Origin of the sequence: Thalassospira sp. HF15 (assembly GCF_011806525.1) — a bacterium.
Taxonomy (GTDB): Bacteria; Pseudomonadota; Alphaproteobacteria; order Rhodospirillales; family Thalassospiraceae; genus Thalassospira.
This window is the reverse complement of record NZ_JAAVKI010000003.1, coordinates 461,328-483,587: the sequence shown is the minus strand read 5'-3', so window position 1 is coordinate 483,587 and position 22,260 is coordinate 461,328. Positions and strand designations below refer to the sequence as shown.

1 protein-coding gene is annotated in these 22,260 nt (G+C 56.7%); it reads left to right on the top strand.

Going from position 1 to position 22,260, the window contains the following annotated elements:
* Positions 1 to 3: 3 nt before the first annotated feature.
* Positions 4 to 22,179, top strand: a complete 22,176-nt coding sequence (locus tag HED22_RS08665; protein WP_167721161.1) for a hypothetical protein — start codon at positions 4 to 6, stop codon at positions 22,177 to 22,179.
* The last annotated feature ends 81 nt before the right edge of the window (positions 22,180 to 22,260 follow it).

Below are 22,260 nucleotides of genomic sequence, written 5' to 3'. Positions count from 1 at the left end.
GCTTTGGTCTCGCCCGCCAACCAAGACGATGGTGTTGGAATCACCGACACCGACATTGATGAGGTACTTGATGGCCGCTCAGAAGGTGATTCTGACGCGGCCAAAAATGATTCTGGTACCAGCTCTTCGGGCGATGGCAATCCGCAATCTGCAGCAACTCAGGTCTTCACCAACATTCAGAACGTCATCGGCAGCGCCTATGACGATGTTCTGGTGGGCGATGATGGTGACAACACCCTGATTGGCGGCGAAGGCGACGACATTCTCGAATCGGGCGAGGGTGAGGATGTTGTTACCGGCGGCGAAGGCCGCGATACCTTTGTGCTCCAAAGTGGTTTCGCACAGACCACGATTACCGATTTCAACGTTGATGAAGACGAACTGGCGCTGAGTGACCTTGGTGTCGACAGTGTCAGTGAACTGATGACGCTGGCCAGCGAAGACGCGGCGGGCAATGCATTCATCGTTTTCTCGACCGGTGACAAGGTCGTCTTCCAAGGTGTCACGAAAGCAGAACTTGCCAATGTGACGCTGGTTGACGTTCCGCAAATCAACGAGGTGTCTGTCGCGACCGATGGTGGCGATGCATCGTCGGGTGATGGCGAAGCCAATGTCATTGAAGGCGGCGAAGGGAATGACACCATTGTCGGTTCTGATGGTGACGATGTCATTTCATCAGGCGGTGGTATCGACAACATTGATGGCGGTGCGGGCGAAGATACCCTGTCTCTGGATGGGGCGGCAGACGGCGTGCGCGCCGACCTTTCGCAAGGATCGGCTACGGATGCTACCGGCGCCAATCGCGTTTCCTTTGAAAGTATTGAAAACCTGCGCGGCACATCGGGCGATGATGTCCTGACCGGTGATTCCGGCGACAACAGCCTGTCGGGCGGCGACGGTGATGACACCTTCAATGCCAGCCAGGGCGCGGACTCTATCGAAGGCGGTACGGGCGAAAACACCGTCGACTACAGCCAGTCTGAGCAGGGTGTTGAAGTTAATCTGGACTCCGGTGCCGGTCGTGCAAATGACGCCGAAGAAACCGGATCGCAGAGCGATTCCGGTACATCAACCGAAGGCTCCACAAGTGGCGACGCGACAGGTGATGCTGGCGCAGGCGATTCAGGGGCCGGTGGTACAGAAAGTGGTTCGGACAGCGCCGAAGAAACCGGCGCAACGGGCTCCGATGAAACCTCTGGCGACGCATCTGGCAGTGAAGAAACGGGTCAGACCGATGGCGGCACCGACAGTGGCGCAAGTGATTCGGGTGAAACCACATCTGGCGACACGGAAACGGAAACCGGTTCAACAGGCTCCTCTGAAACACAGGAAGATGCCACCTCGGGCGAGGCCTCTTCTGGCGGTTCGGAAAGCACTGGCGAAACTGGCAGCACTGGCGATGCCGGGTCGGAAACACAAACCGATACCGGTTCTGGTGATGCATCCGGTTCCGAAGAAGCCGATGGTGAAACGTCAGGTTCTTCAGGCAGTGACAGCACCAGTGACGAAACCTCTTCCGACGCAGAATCCACGGGTGACCTTGGGTCTACGGACGCTTCTGCTGGCGAAGAAACGTCGGGCTCCGAAGGTGGTGATGCTGTAACCGACACGGATACAGGTTCTGACACCGGTTCGGAAACGGCCGCGGGCGGTGAAACTTCAACTGAAGATACTTCTGACGGCGAAACCACTGGCGAGAGTGGCTCTGACAGTGCATCCGGTACCAGCGGTGACGACACCCTCGATGCGGGTGATGAAGGTTCGCCAAATTCCGGCAGCGATGCCGAAGATAGTGCAACCGATCCTGACAGCACGGGATCCGGCGGCGCAGCAGAAGGTTCCGAGCCGCAAGTAGACGAGGCGGCTGGGGATGAGACCTCTGGTTCGCAAACAGATAACGATGGTGCGTCTGCGGGCGATACGACGTCCGGCGAAACCGGGACGGAGTCAGGTTCTGGCGAAGAATCCACCAGTGAAGAAGGTGGAGCAGAAACCCAGACGGGCGAAAGCGACCAGAGCGAAGAAGATAACACGACCTCTGGCGCGCAGGCCGGTGCCGAGACCGGTTCGGATGCGAACGATACGTCGAGCGACGAGCAGACGGGAACCGAACCCACTGGTGAGACGACCGAAGAAGCTGGTGATGCGGAATCTGGCGATGCTTCTGCTGAAGCCGGTTCGCAAACTGGCGAGTCAGACGGTGACGTGACGTCCGGTTCTGATGCTGAAACGACCGCAGAAGATACCGCGTCGGGCGGCGACGCCACCGGTGACGGTGAAACGGATGCCGGTACACAAGCCGGTGCGTCCGAGGGTGAAGGTGCCAGCGACACTTCTGGTGCAGCAGATACCGGCGAAGACGCGACGGGCAGCGATGCATCCGATGGCGACGATGCCGAGTCTGGCGTAACTGATGCCGACGAAGGTGATGCAAACGCTTTTGACAATACGCCGACCGCTGGTGCTGATGTGGTGCAGGGCGGCGATGAAAGCGACATACTTGGTGGCGGTGCCGGCGACGATACCCTTCAGGGCAATGACGGAGACGACACGCTCGAAGGCAGTACCGGTAATGACCTGCTACAGGGTGGTGCCGGGAATGATGTTCTGCGCGGTGAGAACGGCAGTGATGTTCTGCAGGGCGGAGACGGCAGTGACAGCCTGTTTGGTGGTGCGGACGATGACTTCCTGCAAGGCGGTGCCGATGACGACCTTCTGGTGGGCGGTGACGGTAATGATGTCATGGCTGGCGGATCGGGTGATGACTTCCTGCGGGGCGGTCAGGGCGATGACCATATCCAGGGCGGCAGCGGCGTTGATACGGTCAGCTATAGCGATGCCGAAAGTGCGGTCACCGTAAACCTTGCCGACGAGACCGCCACTGGTGGCGCGGGCAATGACGTTGTCCAGATGGTCGAAAATGTTACCGGCTCGGACCATGACGATCACATCACCGGCGATGATGGCGATAACCTTCTTGAAGGTGGTGCCGGCGTCGATACGCTGACCGGTGGTGAGGGTAACGATACCTTGACCGGCGGTGCTGGCGAGGATGACTTCGAACTGACCGAGAATTTCGGCAACGATACGATCACCGACTTTGCCGGTTCGGAAGACATTATCGATCTTTCCAGGCTTGGCATTCAGGATTTTGCGACCCTGCAGACCATGATGTCCGACGATGGTAACGGCAACACCGTTATCGAATTCGGTGATCAGGGTACCCTGACCCTTGCAGGGGTCAGCAGCGACAGCCTGACAGCTGATGATTTCCGTGGCTTTGGCCGGATTTTCCAGACCGAAGACAACGACGTTGGTGCCGGGACAGATGGCAACGACGCACTTTATGGCTATGGCGGTGACGACACGCTTGGCGGTGGTGCTGGCGATGATGTTGTATCGGGTGGCTATGGCGACGATACGGTTTCGGGTGGTGCTGGCAATGACACCCTGCGCGGTCAGGAAGGTATCGATACGGTCGATTATTCCGGCGCAAACGGTGGTGTGCAGGTCGACCTTGCCGATGGCACCGCGACCGGTGCTGATGGCGACGATGTTCTTGATCGTATCGAAAATGCGACCGGCTCGGACTATGACGATGAACTGAACGGCGATGACGGCGTTAACGTCCTGCGCGGCGGTGCGGGCAATGACACCCTTGTCGGACGTGGTGGCAATGACACCCTTGATGGTGGCGATGGCGACGACCTGTTCATTGGCGAAGATGGTAACGACATCATCATCGGTGGTGAAGGCAGTGACACCCTTGATCTGAGTGCGCGAGAAGGCGGGCAGAACGTCAATCTTGCTCGTGGTACGGCGCGCGATGAAGAAACAGGGGAAAGCGACAATCTCAGCAGTATTGAGAATGTCATTACTGGTGCGGGCAATGACGCCGTAATTGGTTCGGATGACGACAACGTCATTTCAACCGGTGCCGGCGATGATGTTGTTCGCGGAATTGGCGAGGGCAATGACACAGTTGATGGCGGTGAGGGCAATGATACCATTGGCTTTGGCAGCCAGACTGGTCTGAATGTTGACCTTGCCGCGGGAACAGCCACAACCGATTCCGGCTCGTCTCAGATCTCCAACTTTGAAAATGTGATCGGTACGGAAAACGCCGACGTTATCAGTGGTGACGAAGGTGCCAACACACTGTCTGGCATGGGTGGTGATGACACCATTTCGGGTGGCGGTGGCAATGACGTTTTGTTTGGTGGCGAAGGTAATGACACCGTCGATTACACCGGTGTAGACGGTGGTGTTACCGTCGATCTTGCGGATGGCGCAGCCACCGGCGATGGCAATGATACGATTTCCGGTTTTGAAAACGTTGTTACCGGATCTGGGGATGATATCGTCTATACCAGCGGCGACACTAACCTGATTGATACCGGTGCAGGTGACGACACTGTTTATGGTAGTGCGGGTGATGACACTCTGGTTGGTGGCGATGGCAATGATACGCTGAGCTATAATTCCGGCGCAGAAGATCTGGGTGCTGGTGTCACAGTAGACCTGGAAGACGGAACTGTTACCGGCAACAATTTCACTGATACGATTTCCGGTTTCGAGGAAATCGAGGGGACCTCGACCGAGGACACCATGCTCGGTAGCAGTGGTGACGACGTCTTTATGGCGGGGGATGGTAACGACACCATTGATGGTCGCGGCGGTGACGACACGCTGAGCGGTGGATCGGGTGCAGACACCTTTATTGTCACGCCTGACAGTGGCAACGACATTGTGACGGACTTCAATCCGCTTAACGATATCATTGATATCCAGGGAATTGATGGTCTTGAACTGTTTTCTGATGTCGCCGACTTTATTGGTGAAGATGCTGCAGGCAATGCCACGATCACGGTCGGTGACGCGTTGATTACCCTTGAAGGTGTTAATCCCGACAGTCTGACCTATGCCAACTTCAAAGGTATCCGCTCACTTGAAGGTACCGAGGAGAAAGATGTCCTAAACGGTACAGACCGTAGCGACGTCATCACCGCAAAAGCCGGTGACGACACGGTCTCCGGTGGTGCGGGTAACGATACGATTGATGGTGGTGACGGCAACGATTTGGTCACCGGCGGAACTGGCGCTGATAACATCACTGGTGGTGCGGGTGATGACACCATCAATGGTGGCGATGGCAGTGATGAGCTTGATGGCGGTGATGGTAATGACACGCTGAGCTATCAAGGGACCACCGGTGGTGTCGATGTGGACCTTGGGACAGGTCAGGCTAAAACCGCAGATGCCACAGATACGATCGCCAATTTCGAGAATGTAACTGGGTCCTCGTATGACGATACAATGGCCGGGGATGAAACTGCTAACACTCTAGAAGGCGCATTAGGCGACGATATTCTTGATGGCCGTGGCGGGGATGATGTTCTCAGTGGCGGTGCCGGTTCTGACACTATGGTGGGCGGTGCAGGCAATGACACGATTGATGGTGGTCTTGGATCGGATACCGTTACCTACGGGGACGCATCGGGCGGTGTAAGTGTTGATCTTGCCTCTGGAACAGCATCTGGCGCGGATGGCGATGACACGCTGGCGTCTGTCGAAAACGTTATCGGGTCCGATTATGATGATGTGCTGACCGGATCTACGACCGACAATACCATCGAAGGTGGTGCCGGTGACGACACCATTGACGCTGGTGCGGGCCAAGATTTGGTGTCGGGTGGTGAAGGTGCTGATACCTTTGTCTTTAGCACCCGAACCGACGACACGGTCATAACCGATTTCAGTCCGGCGGAAGACAAGATTGATCTTGTTGGCTTCAATATTCCGAATTTTGAAGCTCTCAAGAAAATGATCAGCACCGATTATGACGGCAATGCGGTAATCACTCTCAATGAGAACACCATGACGTTGAATGGTGTATCGCCGGAAGATTTGACTGCCGATAACTTTGTTGATCTTGAAACGCTTGGCGCGACTGAAAGTGACGACACCCTGCAGGGGTCATCGTCTGCTGAAATCATTGACGGTCTTGCGGGCAACGACATCATTCATGGTGGTTCCGGTGACGACACCATTTTCGGCAACGATGGTGACGATACGATCACCGGTGGTGTTGGCGAAGACGTTATTGACGGTGGTGCGGGTGAAGATACTGTCGATTACACCTCCAGCAGCGGGGTTCAGGTTGATCTTGAAGCCGGTACGGGAGGTGTTGGTAGTGAAGACACTCTGACGAACATCGAAAATGTCACTGGGTCTAACCAGGATGATGTTATTGCAGGTGACACTGGCGCGAATACCTTGATCGGTGGTGCTGGTAACGACGTCATTTCTGGCGGTGCGGGGGATGACGCGGTCCTCGGTGGGGCTGGTGATGATATCCTTTCCGGTGGTGAAGGTGATGACACCCTTGTCGGTGGATCAGGCACAGATAAAGCTGATTACAGCGATTCAGACGGTTCGGTGACGGTTGATCTTTCTGAGGGGACCACAAGCGGAGCCGCAGGCAACGACACCCTTGAAAGCATCGAAAACGTTCAGGGTTCTGATCATGACGATACCCTGATTGGCGATGACGCCAATAACACCCTGAGCGGTGGTGCTGGTGATGACATCCTTGATGGTGGTGCCGGTGACGATCTGTTGTTTGGTGGCGCTGGCGATGACACCATCAAGGGTGGTGAAGGGAACGACACCGTCGACTACGAAGGCCAGGGCGCGGTTTCCATTGATCTGGCCGCAGGGACGGCAACCAGCGCAAATGGTACCGATACCATCAGTGGTGTTGAAAACGTCGTTGGCTCCGGCCAGGCCGACACCATTATCGGCGATGATAGCGATAATATCATCAATGCTGGTAGTGGTTCGGATACCATCACAGGTGGTGCTGGTGATGACACTCTGACCGGTGGTACGGGTGCCGACGTATATATTGTCGGACCAGATGACGGTGCAGATACCGTAACCGACTTCTCCATTGGCGAAGACCAGATTGATATTACGGCCCTTGGTGTTGATACCTATGGCGATCTCTATGAAATGATGTCCGAAAACGAAAACGGTGACCTTGTCATCGATTTCGGTGAAGGTACATCCATGGTGCTTGAAGGTGTCAGCAAGGATGACATCACAGCTGACAACTTCATCGGCGTGCGCGACATTGTCGGAACGTCCGGTGATGAAAGCATGTCGGGGACCGACGGTCAGGACACCATGTCGGGCCTTGATGGCAATGACATTATTGATGGTCTTGAAGGCGATGACAGTATCTTTGGCGGTACAGGTGACGACACCCTGATCGGTGGCGAAGGCAACGACATCCTTGATGGTGGTGACGGTGTCGATACTGTCGACTATTCCGATGAGATCGCGGACATCAATGTTAATCTCGGGACCGGAACGGCCACGGGACCTGATAGCAATGACCAGATTCGGAATGTTGAAAACATCGTTGCCGGTGCGGGCAATGATACGCTGACCGGTTCTGACGCTGACAACGTTCTTCAAGGTGGCGAAGGCGATGATGTCCTTGAAGGCCTTGGCGGAGATGACACTCTGTCGGGCGGTGCAGGCAATGACACGGTAAGCTACGCCAATGCCGAAGGCGGTGTTAACGTTGATCTGGCCGGGCAAACAGCAAGTGGTGCAGCAGGCGAAGATACCCTTGAAAGCATCGAAAATATTACCGGTTCGGCCCATGCGGATACACTGGCTGGCGACGGTGACGACAACACGATTGATGCTGGCGCAGGCAACGATAGCCTGATTGCAAGCAGTGGCAATGACGTGCTGCGTGGTGGTTCAGGTATTGATACCGTCGACTATGGTAATGCGACCGGCGGAATTACTGCTGATCTTGGTGCTGGCACCGTCAGCGGTCTTGGCACTGACCAGATTGAGGGTATCGAGAATCTGAGCGGTTCGGATTATGACGATACCATCACGGGTAATCTGTCCGCCAACGTCCTCTCTGGTGAAGATGGCGATGACACCCTGTCCGGCGGTGGTGGCAATGACACCCTTCTTGGTGGTGCGGGTAACGATACGCTGAATGGCGGTTTGGGCAGCGACCTGATTGATGGTGGCGACGGTGTTGACACCGTCGATTACTCTGATGCAGAAGCCGGGGTTAACCTTGATCTGGCAACAGGTGAAACTGACCAAGACACCGGCGATACGGTTCTCAATGTTGAAAACGTTGTTGGATCAGGGCTGAATGATGCCATTACCGGGTCGGACGTAGACAACACTATTTTGACCGGTGCGGGCGACGACACCATCACAGGCAGCGCCGGGAATGACGTGATCGACGGCGGTGCTGGTCAGGACGTTGTTGATTACAGCAACAGTGAAACCGGTGTTGATGTTGACCTTGAAGCAGGTTCGACCAACAAGGCAGACGGTACCGATCAGCTAAGCAACATTGAAGATGTGATTGGCTCGGATGCCGATGACAGCATTGGTGGTTCGGATGCGGCAAACACCCTTTCGGGTGGTGCTGGTGACGATACCATTGATGGCCGTGGCGGCAATGACCTGATCGCGGGCGGTGCCGGCGATGACACCCTTTCGGGTGGCGAAGGGACCGATACCCTTGATTATTCCGGAGCAAGCGGTGCTCAGAACATCGATCTTTCTGCCGGAACCGCAACCGGTGCAGGTGGCAACGATACGCTTTCCGGGTTCGAAAACGTCACCGGGACCGAATTTGACGACACAATCACCGGCAACGAAGCCGACAACACTATCAATGGTGGTGCCGGCAATGACATGCTGACCGGTGGTGCGGGCGATGATGTTCTTGATGGCGGCGAAGGCGATGACAGCTTTGTCGGTGAACTCGGCAATGACACCTATATTGGTGGCGAGGGTGCCGACACTCTGAATTATTCCGACGCGGCATCGAGTCTGGACATCAATCTGGCGACCAACACTGCAACCGGCGAAGATACCGGCACCGATACCTTCAGCGGCATCGAACAGATCATTGCATCCGACCACGATGATGTCATCACGGGTGGCAGCAAAAACGACACCATTCTTGCCGGAGACGGCGACGACAGCGTAACCGGTGGTGCCGGTAACGACGTCATCGAAGGTGGTTCGGGCAACGATACAATTTCTGGCGGCGCTGGCACCGATATCCTTGATGGCGGAGAGGGTGAAGATACCCTTTCGTTCACTGGTGAGTCCGGTGTTTCGGTTGACCTTCAGACCGGTGCAACCAGCACCGGCGATACGATTTCGAACTTTGAAAACATTGTCGGTTCAGCCAGCGCAGACACCCTGCGTGGTGACGCGGGTCGCAACACCCTTTCGGGTGAGGCCGGCAATGATGTTCTTGATGGTCGCGCAGGTGACGACGTCCTTCTGGGGGGCGCCGGAAACGATACGCTGCGCGGCGGTGCGGGCAGTGACACCATCGATGGTGGCACGGGCAACGATACCCTTGATCTTGGCGACCTTTCCAGTGACCAGACCGTTGATTTCACCAACGGTACCGCGACCGATGGCAGCGATACCGACACCTTTACCAATATTGAAAATGTTACGACCGGTGACGGCAATGACGTGATCATTGGTGATGATGCTGGCAACGTTATCAATGCCGGAAACGGCGACAACACAGTTGAAGGTGGCGAAGGCGACGACGTCATCACCACTGGTGAAGGTTTCGATCTCGTTGATGGCGGTGCGGGCGATGATGTTATCGATACCGGGGATGGTGCCGATACCGTTCTTGGCGGCGAAGGTAATGACGTCATTTCATCAGGCAGCGGCGATGACCTGGTCGAAGGCGGCGCGGGCAACGACACCATATCGGGTGGTGCGGGTTCCGACACGCTGGATGGTGGCGCAGGCAATGACACGCTTCTGTCCGGCGAAGGGGATGACCACCTGATCGGTGGCGAGGGCGTTGATACTGCAAGCTATGTCGACTCTGAGGCCGCGGTCACAGTTGATACCAGCAACAATACCGTTTCCGGTACAGCAACCGGTACCGATACGCTCGAAGGCATCGAAGCCATCGAGGGCTCTGACTTTAGTGATACCTTCATCGGTGGCGGTCAAAGCGATACCTTTATCGGTGGCGCTGGCGATGACACCTTCGATGCCGGTGCCGGCAACGATACCCTGACGCTTGGAAGCGGTTCGGATCAGGTTGTCTTCAATCCGGGTGGCGGCAGCGATACCATTACGGATTTCAACCCCGATGCCGACACCATCGACCTGACCAGCTTCAATGTTGCCGGATATGGCGCTCTTGAAAACATGTTTGGCACGGACGCCAATGGCGATGTGACCATCACGTTTGAAAGTGGAGATACCATTACCCTGCAAGGGGTTACCCCATCGCAACTGACTGCCGACAATTTCATCGGTGTTGATGTCCGCCTTGGTTCCGAAAATGCCGACGACATGATCGGCGGCAGTGGCGATGACATCATCAATGCCCGTGAAGGCGATGACACCGTTGATGGCGGCGCCGGAAACGACCGTCTGATCGGTGGCGAGGGCAATGACACCATCGATGGTGGTACCGGAAACGATACGCTGGTTGGCAATTCCGGATCGGATGTTCTGCGCGGTGGTGACGGCAACGATACCGCAGATTACGCGACCGAAGGTGCCGGGATTGAGGCCGATCTTGAGGCTGGCACAGTTACCGGTGGCGATGGCGATGATGTCCTTGAAGGTATCGAAAACGTAACAGGTACCCTGTTTGACGATACGCTGTCGGGTAATGACGAAAACAATACCCTGACCGGCCTTGATGGTGATGACACTTTTGTCGGTGGTGCAGGTGATGACGTGCTTGATGGCGGTGAAGGTTCCGATACCGCCGATTACAGCAATGCGACCCAGGGCGTTAGCGTTAATCTGGCGGCAGGGACAGCAACCGGTGACGGCAACGACATCCTGACCGACATCGAAGGCGTCGTTGGTTCCGACTTTAACGACAAGATTTCCGGTGACGAGAACAGCAACACCATTTCCGGCGGGGCTGGCGGTGACGCGATCAATGCTGGCGCCGGCAACGACGTCATTGATGGCGGCGAAGGCATCGACGAAATCAGCGGTGGTGCGGGCGATGACATCATCAGCGGCGGTGTCGGTGGCGACATCCTTCTGGGTGAAGCGGGCAATGACACCATCACCGGTGGTGAAGGCGATGATATTGTCGAAGCCGGGTCTGGCGATGATTGGGTTTATGGTGATGCAGGCGACGACATCCTTGATGGTGGCGCTGGCGATCTTGATACCGTCGATTATTCGAATGTCGATTCCGGTGTCACAGTCGATCTGGTCAAGGAATACGCAACTGGCGGCGGGGGTGACGACATCGTTCGGAACTTCGAACGCGTTGTTGGCACTGACTATACCGATACACTGGTCGGCAGTGACGGGGTCAACACCCTTGATGGCGGATCGGGCGACGATACCCTGGTCGGTGGGGATGGCGATGATGTCCTGATCACCGGCGAAGGCGAAGACCTGATCGTTCTCGAACCTGGCAGCGGCAATGACACCGTAACCGACTTTGATGTTGCCAAAGACATCATCGATCTGTCGGCCTACGGGATCGAGGATTACGCAGCCCTGCGCGACCAGATGGCCGATGACGAAAACGGTAATGCGGTCATCACCCTTGGCGATGGCGACAGCATCACCCTTGAAGGTGTTTCGGTTGACGATCTTGGTCAGAAAAACTTCTTTGGTTATGACGCCATCTTTGGCACCGAGTTCGAAGACGATATCACCGGCAGCCAGATCAGTGATGAAATCCACGCCCTTGAAAGCGACGACATCGTCGATGGTCAGGCCGGCGATGATGATATCTATGGCGACGAAGGTAATGACACCCTGATCGGTGGCGCAGGCGACGATACGCTACGCGGTGGCGAAGGCAATGATACCGCCGATTATTCCGATACCACTGACGGTGTCACCGTTGATCTGGGTGCGGGCACCGCGACAGGGGATGCAGGCAACGACACCCTTGAAAGCATTGAAAACGTTACCGGTGGTAATGGTGATGATGTTCTGGTCGGTGATGAAAACGCCAACATTCTTGACGGTGGCGCAGGTAATGACACGGTCTTTGGCAATGGGGGCGATGACACCCTGATCGGTGGCGAGGGCGAAGACGTTCTGTCCTACGAAGGTGCTGAAGAAGGTGTGAATGTCGACCTTGATGCAGGTACCGCAACCGGTGGTGCTGGAAATGACACCATTGACGGTTTCGAGACCCTGACCGGCTCCGATCATGATGACACGCTGGCAGGCAATGCGTTTGATAACGTCATTGATGGCGGTGCGGGCAATGACACGCTTTCGGGCGGTGCGGGTAATGACACCCTGATCGGTGGCGAGGGAGACGATATCGTTGATTACGCCGACCAGACCGATGGTGTGGTTGTCGATCTTGAAAATGGTACAGGGGTGGCGAGCGATGGCACCGATACCCTTGATGGTATCGAAGGTGCGACCGGTGGTGCCGGTGATGACACCCTGACCGGGTCGACCGGTGACAACATCCTTGCTGGTGGCGCTGGTAACGACACCCTTTCAGGCGGTGCGGGCAACGATACGCTTGCCGGTGGCGATGGTGCCGACCTTGTGGATGGCGGTGCCGGTGATGACGTCCTGTCGTTTGAAGGTGACAGCGTTGCCGCAGATGGTGAAACCACCGATCATGTCGGTAGCCCGACCACCGACGGGACGGGCGATGTTGCCGATATTTCGGGCAAGAACCTTTCTGATGACAGCTTCGTTGGCGGCGAAGGCAATGATACGCTGGTTGCCGGTTCCGGTGACGATGCAATCATTCTTGATCGTGATCATGAAAACGGTGCGGCCAATCCGTCCATCGTTGATATCGAAAACATTGATGCCGGTGACGGCAATGACGTTGTCGATCTGACCAGCAACACCCATTCCTATGGCGATGTGACGGTTGATGGTGGTGCGGGTGATGACACCATCTGGTCAAACGATGGTGATGACGTCCTGCTGGGCGGCGACGGTGCCGACAATATCAATGGCGGTGCCGGGAACGACACCCTTGATGGCGGTGCGGGTAATGACGTCCTTGATGGTGGCGAAGGATCTGACACCATCGACGGCGGCGAAGGCAACGACACCATCGCAGCTGGCGCAGGCGACGATATCCTGATCGGTGGCGATGGCGACGATACCTTGGATATGTCTTCTGCTGATGGTGCGACCATTGATCTTGGCGCAGGTACGGCAAGCAGCGATGCAACCGGCAGTGACGGTATCTCCGGCTTTGAAAATGTTATTGCTACCGACGGTGAAGACACCATCATCGGTTCGTCTGGGGACAACACGATTGATGGTGGTGCCGGCAATGACACCGTCACCCTTGATGGCGGCAATGATGATATCGATGGCGGCGATGGCGTTGATACGCTTGATCTTTCTGGCACCACCGGTGGTGTTACGGTCGATCTTGCGGCCGGAACGGCAAGTGGTGCCAATACCGGATCGGACTCCATCACGAACTTTGAAAATGTAACCGGCTCGGATGACGCCGACGTTATTACCGGTTCCGATGACGCCAACGTCATTGATGGTGGTGCGGGCAACGACACCCTTGATGGTGGTGCTGGTGACGACATTCTGTCTGGCGGTGCCGGGGATGACACCATCGCGGCCGGTGCGGGCAATGATACGCTTTCGGGTGGCGCGGGTGCCGATACTTTCGTCTTTGAAGACGGCACAGACACCGATCTTGTCAGTGACTTCGATCTGACATCTGACGCAATTTCTCTGCCGGATTTGGGCATCTCGGCCTGGACCGATTTGCAACCGCTGCTGTCTGACGGACCTGACGGTGCGGTCATTACCCTGCCTTCCGGTGGCACGGTAACCCTGTCGGGTGTGTCGGTCGCAGACCTGACCCCGGATCACTTCACCGGTATCGACAATGTCGGGACCCCGGGTGAAGACACCCTTGGCGGTGGTGAAGGCGATGACTCTGTCGACGGTGGCGCCGGTGATGATAGCGTCGATGGCGGCGATGGCAACGATACCGTCGAGGGCGGTGACGGCGATGATTCCGTTGACGGTGGCAGCGGCAATGACTCTGTCGGTGGTGGCACGGGCAACGACACGGTCGACGGTGGCGATGGTGACGATACCGTTGACGGCGGTGAAGGTAATGACTCCGTTGATGGTGGTACCGGCAATGATTCTGTTGGCGGCGGCGGCGGTGATGACACGGTCGATGGCGGTGACGGCGACGATACCGTTGACGGTGGCGATGGCAATGACTCCGTTGGCGGTGGTACCGGTAATGACACAGTCGGCGGCGGTACGGGTAACGACACGGTCGATGGTGGCGACGGTAACGACACCGTAGATGGCGGCGATGGCAATGATACTGTCGGTGGTGGTTCGGGCGATGACACCGTTATTGGCGGTGGCGGCAACGACACGCTTGGCGGTGGCGAAGGTACCGACACCCTTGATGGTGGTGACGGTGACGACGTCCTTCAGTTCGAAGCTGATCGTACTGGCCAGGCCGGGGACGAAACCGATCATGCCGGTAGCCCGGGTGTTGATGGCACCGGCGAAGTTGCCGACCTCGAAGGTCTTGGCCTGAGTGATGACCAGTTCGACGGTGGCGAAGGGGTTGATACCCTTGTCGGGACGTCGGCTGGTGATGCAATCATTCTGGATAACGATCACGCAGACGCATCGAACACACCGTCGATTTCCGATGTCGAAGTCATCGACACGGGTGCTGGCGACGACGTTGTCGATCTGACCAGCCAGACTGAATCCTATGGCGATGTTTCGGTTGATGCCGGAACCGGTGATGACACCGTCTGGACCAACGAAGGCAATGACAGCATCAGCGGTGGCGATGGCAATGACCACATCAATGCCGGTGCGGGCAACGACATTGTTGATGCCGGTGCCGGCAATGACACGGTCGTCGGCAGTGCTGGCAACGATACGCTTTCGGGTGGCGACGGCTTTGACACGCTTGATATGTCCGATGTTGACGCCGACATTGCGGTCAATCTGCAGAATGGTACCGCCAATAGCAGCGAAACCGGCGATGATGTCATTTCCGGATTTGAAAATGTAACCACCGGTGCCGGTGACGATACCGTTACCGGAAGTAGCGCCGATGACACCCTTTCGACGGGTGACGGCGCCGACACCATTGATGGTGGCGATGGCATCGACCTGATTGATGCCGGTGCGGGTAACGACGTTGTTTCCGATGGCGCTGGCAGTGACCTTGTCATGGCAGGTGCCGGGAACGATACGGTCATCGCGGGTGCTGGCAATGACAGCCTTGATGGTGGCGATGGTACCGATACCCTTGATATGACCAACGCATCGGGTGATGCGGTTGTCGATCTTGGTGCGGGTACGGCAAGCTCCGCTGAAACCGGTGATGATCAGTTCTCGAACATCGAAAATGTCACGACCGGTGCCGGTAATGACCAGATTACCGGTTCGAACGGCGATAACGTCATCGATGCAGGTGCCGGGGATGACACCATCGACGGTGGTTCGGGGGATGATACGGTTGCCGGTGGGGCTGGTGCCGATACCTTCATCTTTGCCGATGGCACCGATGATGATGTCGTCAGCGACTTTACCCGCGGCGAAGACAAAATCTCGATTGATGATCTTGGCATTGAAAACTGGGGCGACCTTGTACCGTTGCTCAGTGAAAATGGCGAAGGCAATGCGGTCCTGAACCTGCCGGCGGGCGGCACGGTGACCCTTGTCGGTATTGGTCTAAGTGAACTCAGTGCCGATGACTTCACCAACATCACCGATGGCGCAACGCCAAATGACGATACCCTCAGTGGCACCGATGATGATGACACCATCGATGCCCTTGCCGGTGACGATACGGTTTCCGGTGGTGCCGGCGATGACACGTTGCTGGGCAATGAGGGTGCTGACACCCTTTACGGTGCTACCGGCAATGACAGTCTTGATGGCGGTGCTGGCAACGATACGTTGTCGGGCGGCGAAGGCGACGACGCACTAACGGGTGGTGCCGACAATGACGAACTCAGCGGCGGTGCCGGGGATGATACTCTTGACGGTGGTGCGGGCGACGACGTTCTGAACTTCGAAGCTGACGAAACCGCGACCAGCGGCGATACCACCGAAAACACCGGTAGCCCGGGCGTAGATGGCACAGGCGATGTTGCCGACATCAGCGGCAAGAACATCTCCGACGATACCTTCATCGGTGGCGAGGGTGATGACACCCTTGATATGTCTGATGGCGGTGATGCGCTGGTGCTGGATGGTTCGAAGCTTGGCGATGGCCAGACCACAACGCCGACGACTGAAACCCGCACCCTTGGCCTGACAGATTCTGCAAGTTCCGCTGATATGCAGGCGGCCTGGTCGGATGCCAACCTTTATGCCTTTGACTTCGGCACGTCCTATGTTGATGGCGATGGCAAGCTGAACCTTGCGGCTGCCGATGACACCGTCAATTTCGACGGCAACGGTATTGGCAATGACGGTGGCAGCCCTGCCGGTGGCCAGATCAACCATGATGCCCAGTCTGGCGAAAGCGAAGCGGTCGTTGTCGACCTTGGTGCAGACGCAAATACCGCCACGGTTCAGGTTTCCAACCTGATGGCTGGCGAAGGCGGCGGCGAGATCGGTTCGTGGCAGGCCTTTGATGCGGATGGCAACCTTGTTGCTTCGGGCACGCTTGATGACACTACGATTGACTACACCAGCAACGGTGTCGGCACGGCGACCATCAATGCGACCGATGGCAGCGGCAACCCGGTCGAGTTCCGCTATATCGCGTTCGAAAGCGAACCTTACGCCAATGGCTCTTCGGGCTCTGACAGCAGTGACTATTTCGTCCGCTCGATCAGCTTTGAAACAACTGTTGATGAACAGACGGCCGATGGTGCGCGTCTTGACGGGGTCGAAGTCATTAATGCCGGTGCCGGTGATGATGTTGTCGACCTGACCAGCGACACAATTTCTTACGGTGACGTCACCATCAATGGTGGTTCGGGCTCAGATACCCTTTGGGGTAACGAAGGCGATGACACCATCAATGGCGAACTTGGCCATGACAATCTGCATGGTGGTGCCGGTAGTGACTATGTCGATGGTGGTTACGGCGACGATATCGTCGAAGGCGGCGTTGGCGATGACACGCTGCTTGGCGGTGCTGGCGAAGACACCCTGCGCGGTGGTGTCGGTAATGACACCATTGTTGGTGGCACAGATGAAGACACCGTCATGTATGACGAGGCGACGTCGGGCGTTGATGTCGATCTGGCGAACTACACTGCAACCGGCGGTGCCGGTAGTGACGCGATCTATCAGGTCGAAAATGTCACCGGTTCCGATCATGACGACACGATTTCCGGTGATGCCAAATCCAACATCCTGGATGGTGGTGCCGGTGATGACACGCTGTCGGGTGGTGCCGGTAACGACACCCTGGTCGGCGGCGATGGCAATGATACTGCTGATTACAGCGATGCAAATGGCGCGGTAAATGCCGACCTTGCAACCGGCACGGCACAGGTCGGTGCTGGCGAAACCGACAAGCTTTCAAGCATCGAGAACCTTGTTGGTTCTGATGGCAACGACCAGCTGAGCGGTTCGGACGATAACAACACCCTGACCGGTGGGCTCGGCAACGATATCCTTTCGGGCCGCGCTGGCGATGACGTGCTTGAAGGCGGTGCCGGTGACGACACCCTTGATGGTGGCGAAGGCAATGACACCATCACTGGCGGCGAAGGCAGCGACGTGATCGATGCCGGTGCCGGTTCAGACTTCGTTGATGGCGGTGCGGGCAATGATACGGTCATGGCAGGTGCGGGCGATGACACCCTTGCCGGTGGTGAAGGTGACGATACCCTTGATCTGGCTGAAGCAACCAGCGGTGCCACGGTTGATCTGTCTGCGGGTACGGCAAGCAGTTCCGAAACCGGCAATGACACCATCTCCGGCTTTGAAAATGTGATCGGCAGTGCTGCGGCAGATACCATTACCGGCGATGCGGCCAACAATACGATTGCTGCAGGCGACGGTGCCGACGTCATTGATGATGGCGCGGGCGATGACGTTGTCGATGCTGGTGCCGGTGACGATACCCTGAAAGCGGCTGCTGGCGACGACACGCTTGATGGTGGCGACGGCGAAGATACCCTTGATATGACGGCCGCCAATGGTGCGACGGTTGATCTGTCGGCCGGAACCGCGACCTCGGCTGAAACCGGTTCGGACACCATCAGCAACATCGAAAACGTCATCGGATCGGATGGTGACGATGTTCTGACCGGATCAAGCGGTGATAACACCCTGCTCGGTGGTGCCGGTGATGACACCATCGAAGGTGGTGCCGGTGGCGACTATCTTGATGGCGGCGATGGCCGTGACACCATCAGCTACGAAGGATCCGACGAAGGCGTTGAAATCTTCCTCGGTGATACCGATGCCCACACCCACAATCCGGGTGATGGCGGACGTGCCTTTGGTGGTGATGCGGTTGGCGATATCCTTGCCAACTTCGAAAAGGTCATCGCATCCGCCCATGACGACTATGTCTATGGCAACAGCCAGAACAACGAGGTTGATCTGGGTGACGGCAATGACACGTTTGACAATGTCGAAGCCGAGATCAGCGAAGACACCGTCGATGGCGGCGAAGGCAATGACACGATCTGGACTGGCGATGGTGCCGATACCCTGATGGGTGGCGAAGGCAACGACAAGCTGCATGGCGAACGCGGTGATGACACCCTTGACGGTGGTGCCGGCAACGACACGCTTTATGGCGATCAGGGCAACGATACCCTTGATGGTGGCGTTGGCGATGACGTCATTCACACCGGTTCGGGTGCCGACGTTGTTCAGGTCACCAGCCTGGTTGGTGACAAGGTCGTCACGGACTTCAACACCAGCGTCGATCAGATTTCGCTTGATGCGCTTGATATCAGCACCTGGTCGGATCTGGCCCCGCTTCTGTCCGAAGTAAACGGCAACACGGTTATTGATCTGGGTGATCAGGGGTCTGTCACCTTGCGCGGTGTGCGCCTGAACGATGTTTCGTACGATATGTTTGTCGGCATCGAAAATGATGGCGGCCCGACCCAGTTTGACGATGTCCTGCTGGGCACTAGCGAGGATGACTATATCGATGCACTGGCGGGCGATGACACTGTCGATGGTGGTGCCGGTAATGACACCCTCAATGGCATGGACGGCAATGACACGCTTTCGGGCGGCGCTGGTGATGACACCATCACGGGCGGTAGCGGTGAAGATGTCATTTCCGGCGGTGATGGCAATGACAGTCTCGAAGGCAATGAAGGCAACGATGTCATTGCCGGGAATGGTGGTGACGATACCCTGATCGGTCATGCCGGTGACGACGTCATGGATGGCGGCGGCGGCGATGATTACATCGACGGCATGGAAGGTGACGACACCATCACCGGTGGCGACGAAACCGACACCATTTATGGCTCTGCCGGTAATGACTCGCTGGATGGCGAAGGCGGCGACGACGTTATCTATGGCGGTGATGACAATGACAGCATCGCCGGTGGTGCAGGCAATGACCTGCTGTCCGGGGACGCTGGCAATGACACCCTTGATGGCGGCATCGGCAATGACATGCTCGCAGGTGGTGATGGTGACGACACGCTTCTCGGTGGTGACGGCGATGACGTCCTGTCGGGTGGCAATGGCAATGACCTGATGGATGGTGGTGCCGGTAATGACACCCTGACCGGAACCGACGGCACCGATACCCTGCTGGGTGGATCGGGCAATGATACGCTTGATGGTGGTGCGGGTGATGATACCTACACCGGTGGTTCGGGCGCAGATGAAATCATTGTTTCCAACAATTCCGGCGACAAGGTCGTTACCGACTTCAACGCCAATGAAGACAAGATCAATCTGGCCGCGCTCGACATTGATGACTGGGATGATCTGCAAGACCAGATGACCCAGGTCGGCAATGACACCGTGATCAACCTCAATGGTCAGGGCACGCTCACGCTTGTCGGTGTCTCGATGAGCCAGCTTGATGCCGACATGTTTGTTGGTATCGAACAGTCCACATCCGGTCCGACGCCAAATGATGATCTGCTCTATGGCACCAGCAACAATGACACGATTGCAGCCCTGTCGGGTGATGACACCGTCTATGGCCTGAATGGTCAGGACACCATCACTGGCATGGACGGTAATGACAGCCTCTATGGTGGTGACGGCGATGACACGCTTTCGGGTGATGCGGGCAATGACCTGATCGAAGGCGGCAGTGGTCAGGACAGCGTCACGGGCGGTATCGGCGATGATACCCTTGATGGTGGATCGGGTGACGACCGTGTTTGGGGTGGCGAAGGTGCCGATACCCTTACTGGTGGTCAGGGTCAGGACAAGCTGTATGGCGAAGCTGGCAACGACACCATCAATGGCGGCACCGGCGATGACAGCATCCTTGGCGGTGCTGGCAACGACGTGATTGATGGTGGTGAAAACAACGACCGTCTTTATGGCGGCGATGGCAATGACACCATCGAAGGCGGCAATGGCGACGACAAACTGTATGGCGATGCAGGCAATGACACCCTGATGGGTGGTGCTGGCCATGACAGCCTTGTCGGTGGCGCTGGTCGTGATACCGCAAGCTATGCCAACTCGACCACAGCCGTTGCCGCAAGCCTTGAAAGCGGCACGGCAAGCAGCAGCAACGGCAATGACAAGCTGAGCTCGATCGAGGATCTGATCGGTTCGGACTTTAACGATTACCTGTTCGGTGATGACGGCGCGAACCTGCTGTCTGGTCTTGATGGCAATGACATCCTTGGCGGTGATGACGGGGATGACACCATCTGGGGCGGTGATGGCAATGACAGCATCAATGGCGGCAAGGGTTCCGACCTGATCGATGCCGGTGCTGGCGACGATTACATCGAATATCAGAAAGATGCGAACTGGACCGGCAGCTATGCTGCGAAAAACGTTGGCGATCCGGGCATGGATGGCACCAACGAACAGATCAATCTTTCCGGCTATACCCGTTCCGAGGATATCATTGATGGTGGTTCGGGCACCGATACGCTGGCCATGACCAGCGGCAACGATGCCCTGTTCCTTGAAGATCGACTGACTGATCCGGGCACCAGCCCGCGCATTTCCAACGTCGAAGTCATCGATGCCGGCAACGGTGATGACATCATCGACCTGACCAGCGACACGCTGTCTTATGGCGACGTCACGGTTCTGGGTGGCACCGGCGATGATATCGTCTGGAGCAACGCGGGCGATGACGTCATTGACGGTGGTGCTGGCAACGACACCCTGTGGGGTGGTTCGGGTGCTGATACGATCGGCGGCGGTGCTGGTGAGGACGTTCTGAATGGCGGTGCCGGTGATGATGTCCTGCAGTACAACGCTGATGGTGTCTGGGACAATAACTGGTACGCGGTGAACAAAGGTTCACCTGGCGAAGATGGTCATCAGAATGACAGTGGCTGGGGTCATCATCATTTCCACGGCAATGGCTGGGGGCACAATGATGGCGGTGATTCTGGTACAGGCGATACCGTCAATCTGGGCGGCTATAATCAGTCGAACGATGTCTTTATCGGTGGCGATGGTGTCGACACCCTGAAAATGACCAGCGGCAATGATGCCCTGTTCCTTGATGACGACATCAGCGACGGTGACGCCACGGTTCGGATCAGCGGCGTCGAAGTGATCGAAGCCGGTGACGGCAATGACATCATTGATCTGACCAGCGAGACGGAGAGCTATGGCGACGTCACCCTTGATGGTGGTGCGGGCAACGATACGCTGTGGGGTAATGCCGGGGATGACCTGTTGCTGGGTGGTTCTGGCGATGACCATCTTTATGGCAGTGCCGGGGATGACACCCTGACCGGTGGCACCGGCTGGGATACCTTCCAGATCGGCAAGGCCGATGGGCATGACATCATTACCGATTTCACGCCGGGCGAAGACATCATCGATCTGTCGGAGTGGAACTACAACAACTTCAACCAGGTCCTGAATGACATGCATCTTGATACCGATGGCAATGTCGTTATCGAACTTGGCAATGATGCCTCTGTCACCCTGATGGGTGTTGATGACCCGGATGATCTGGATGCCGATGACTTTGGCTTTGGTACCTGATCAATACCTGACAGGTTGAACGAACAAAAAACGGGCGGTTATGGTAACCGCCCGTTTTATTTTTGAGTTTTCGTTGAAATA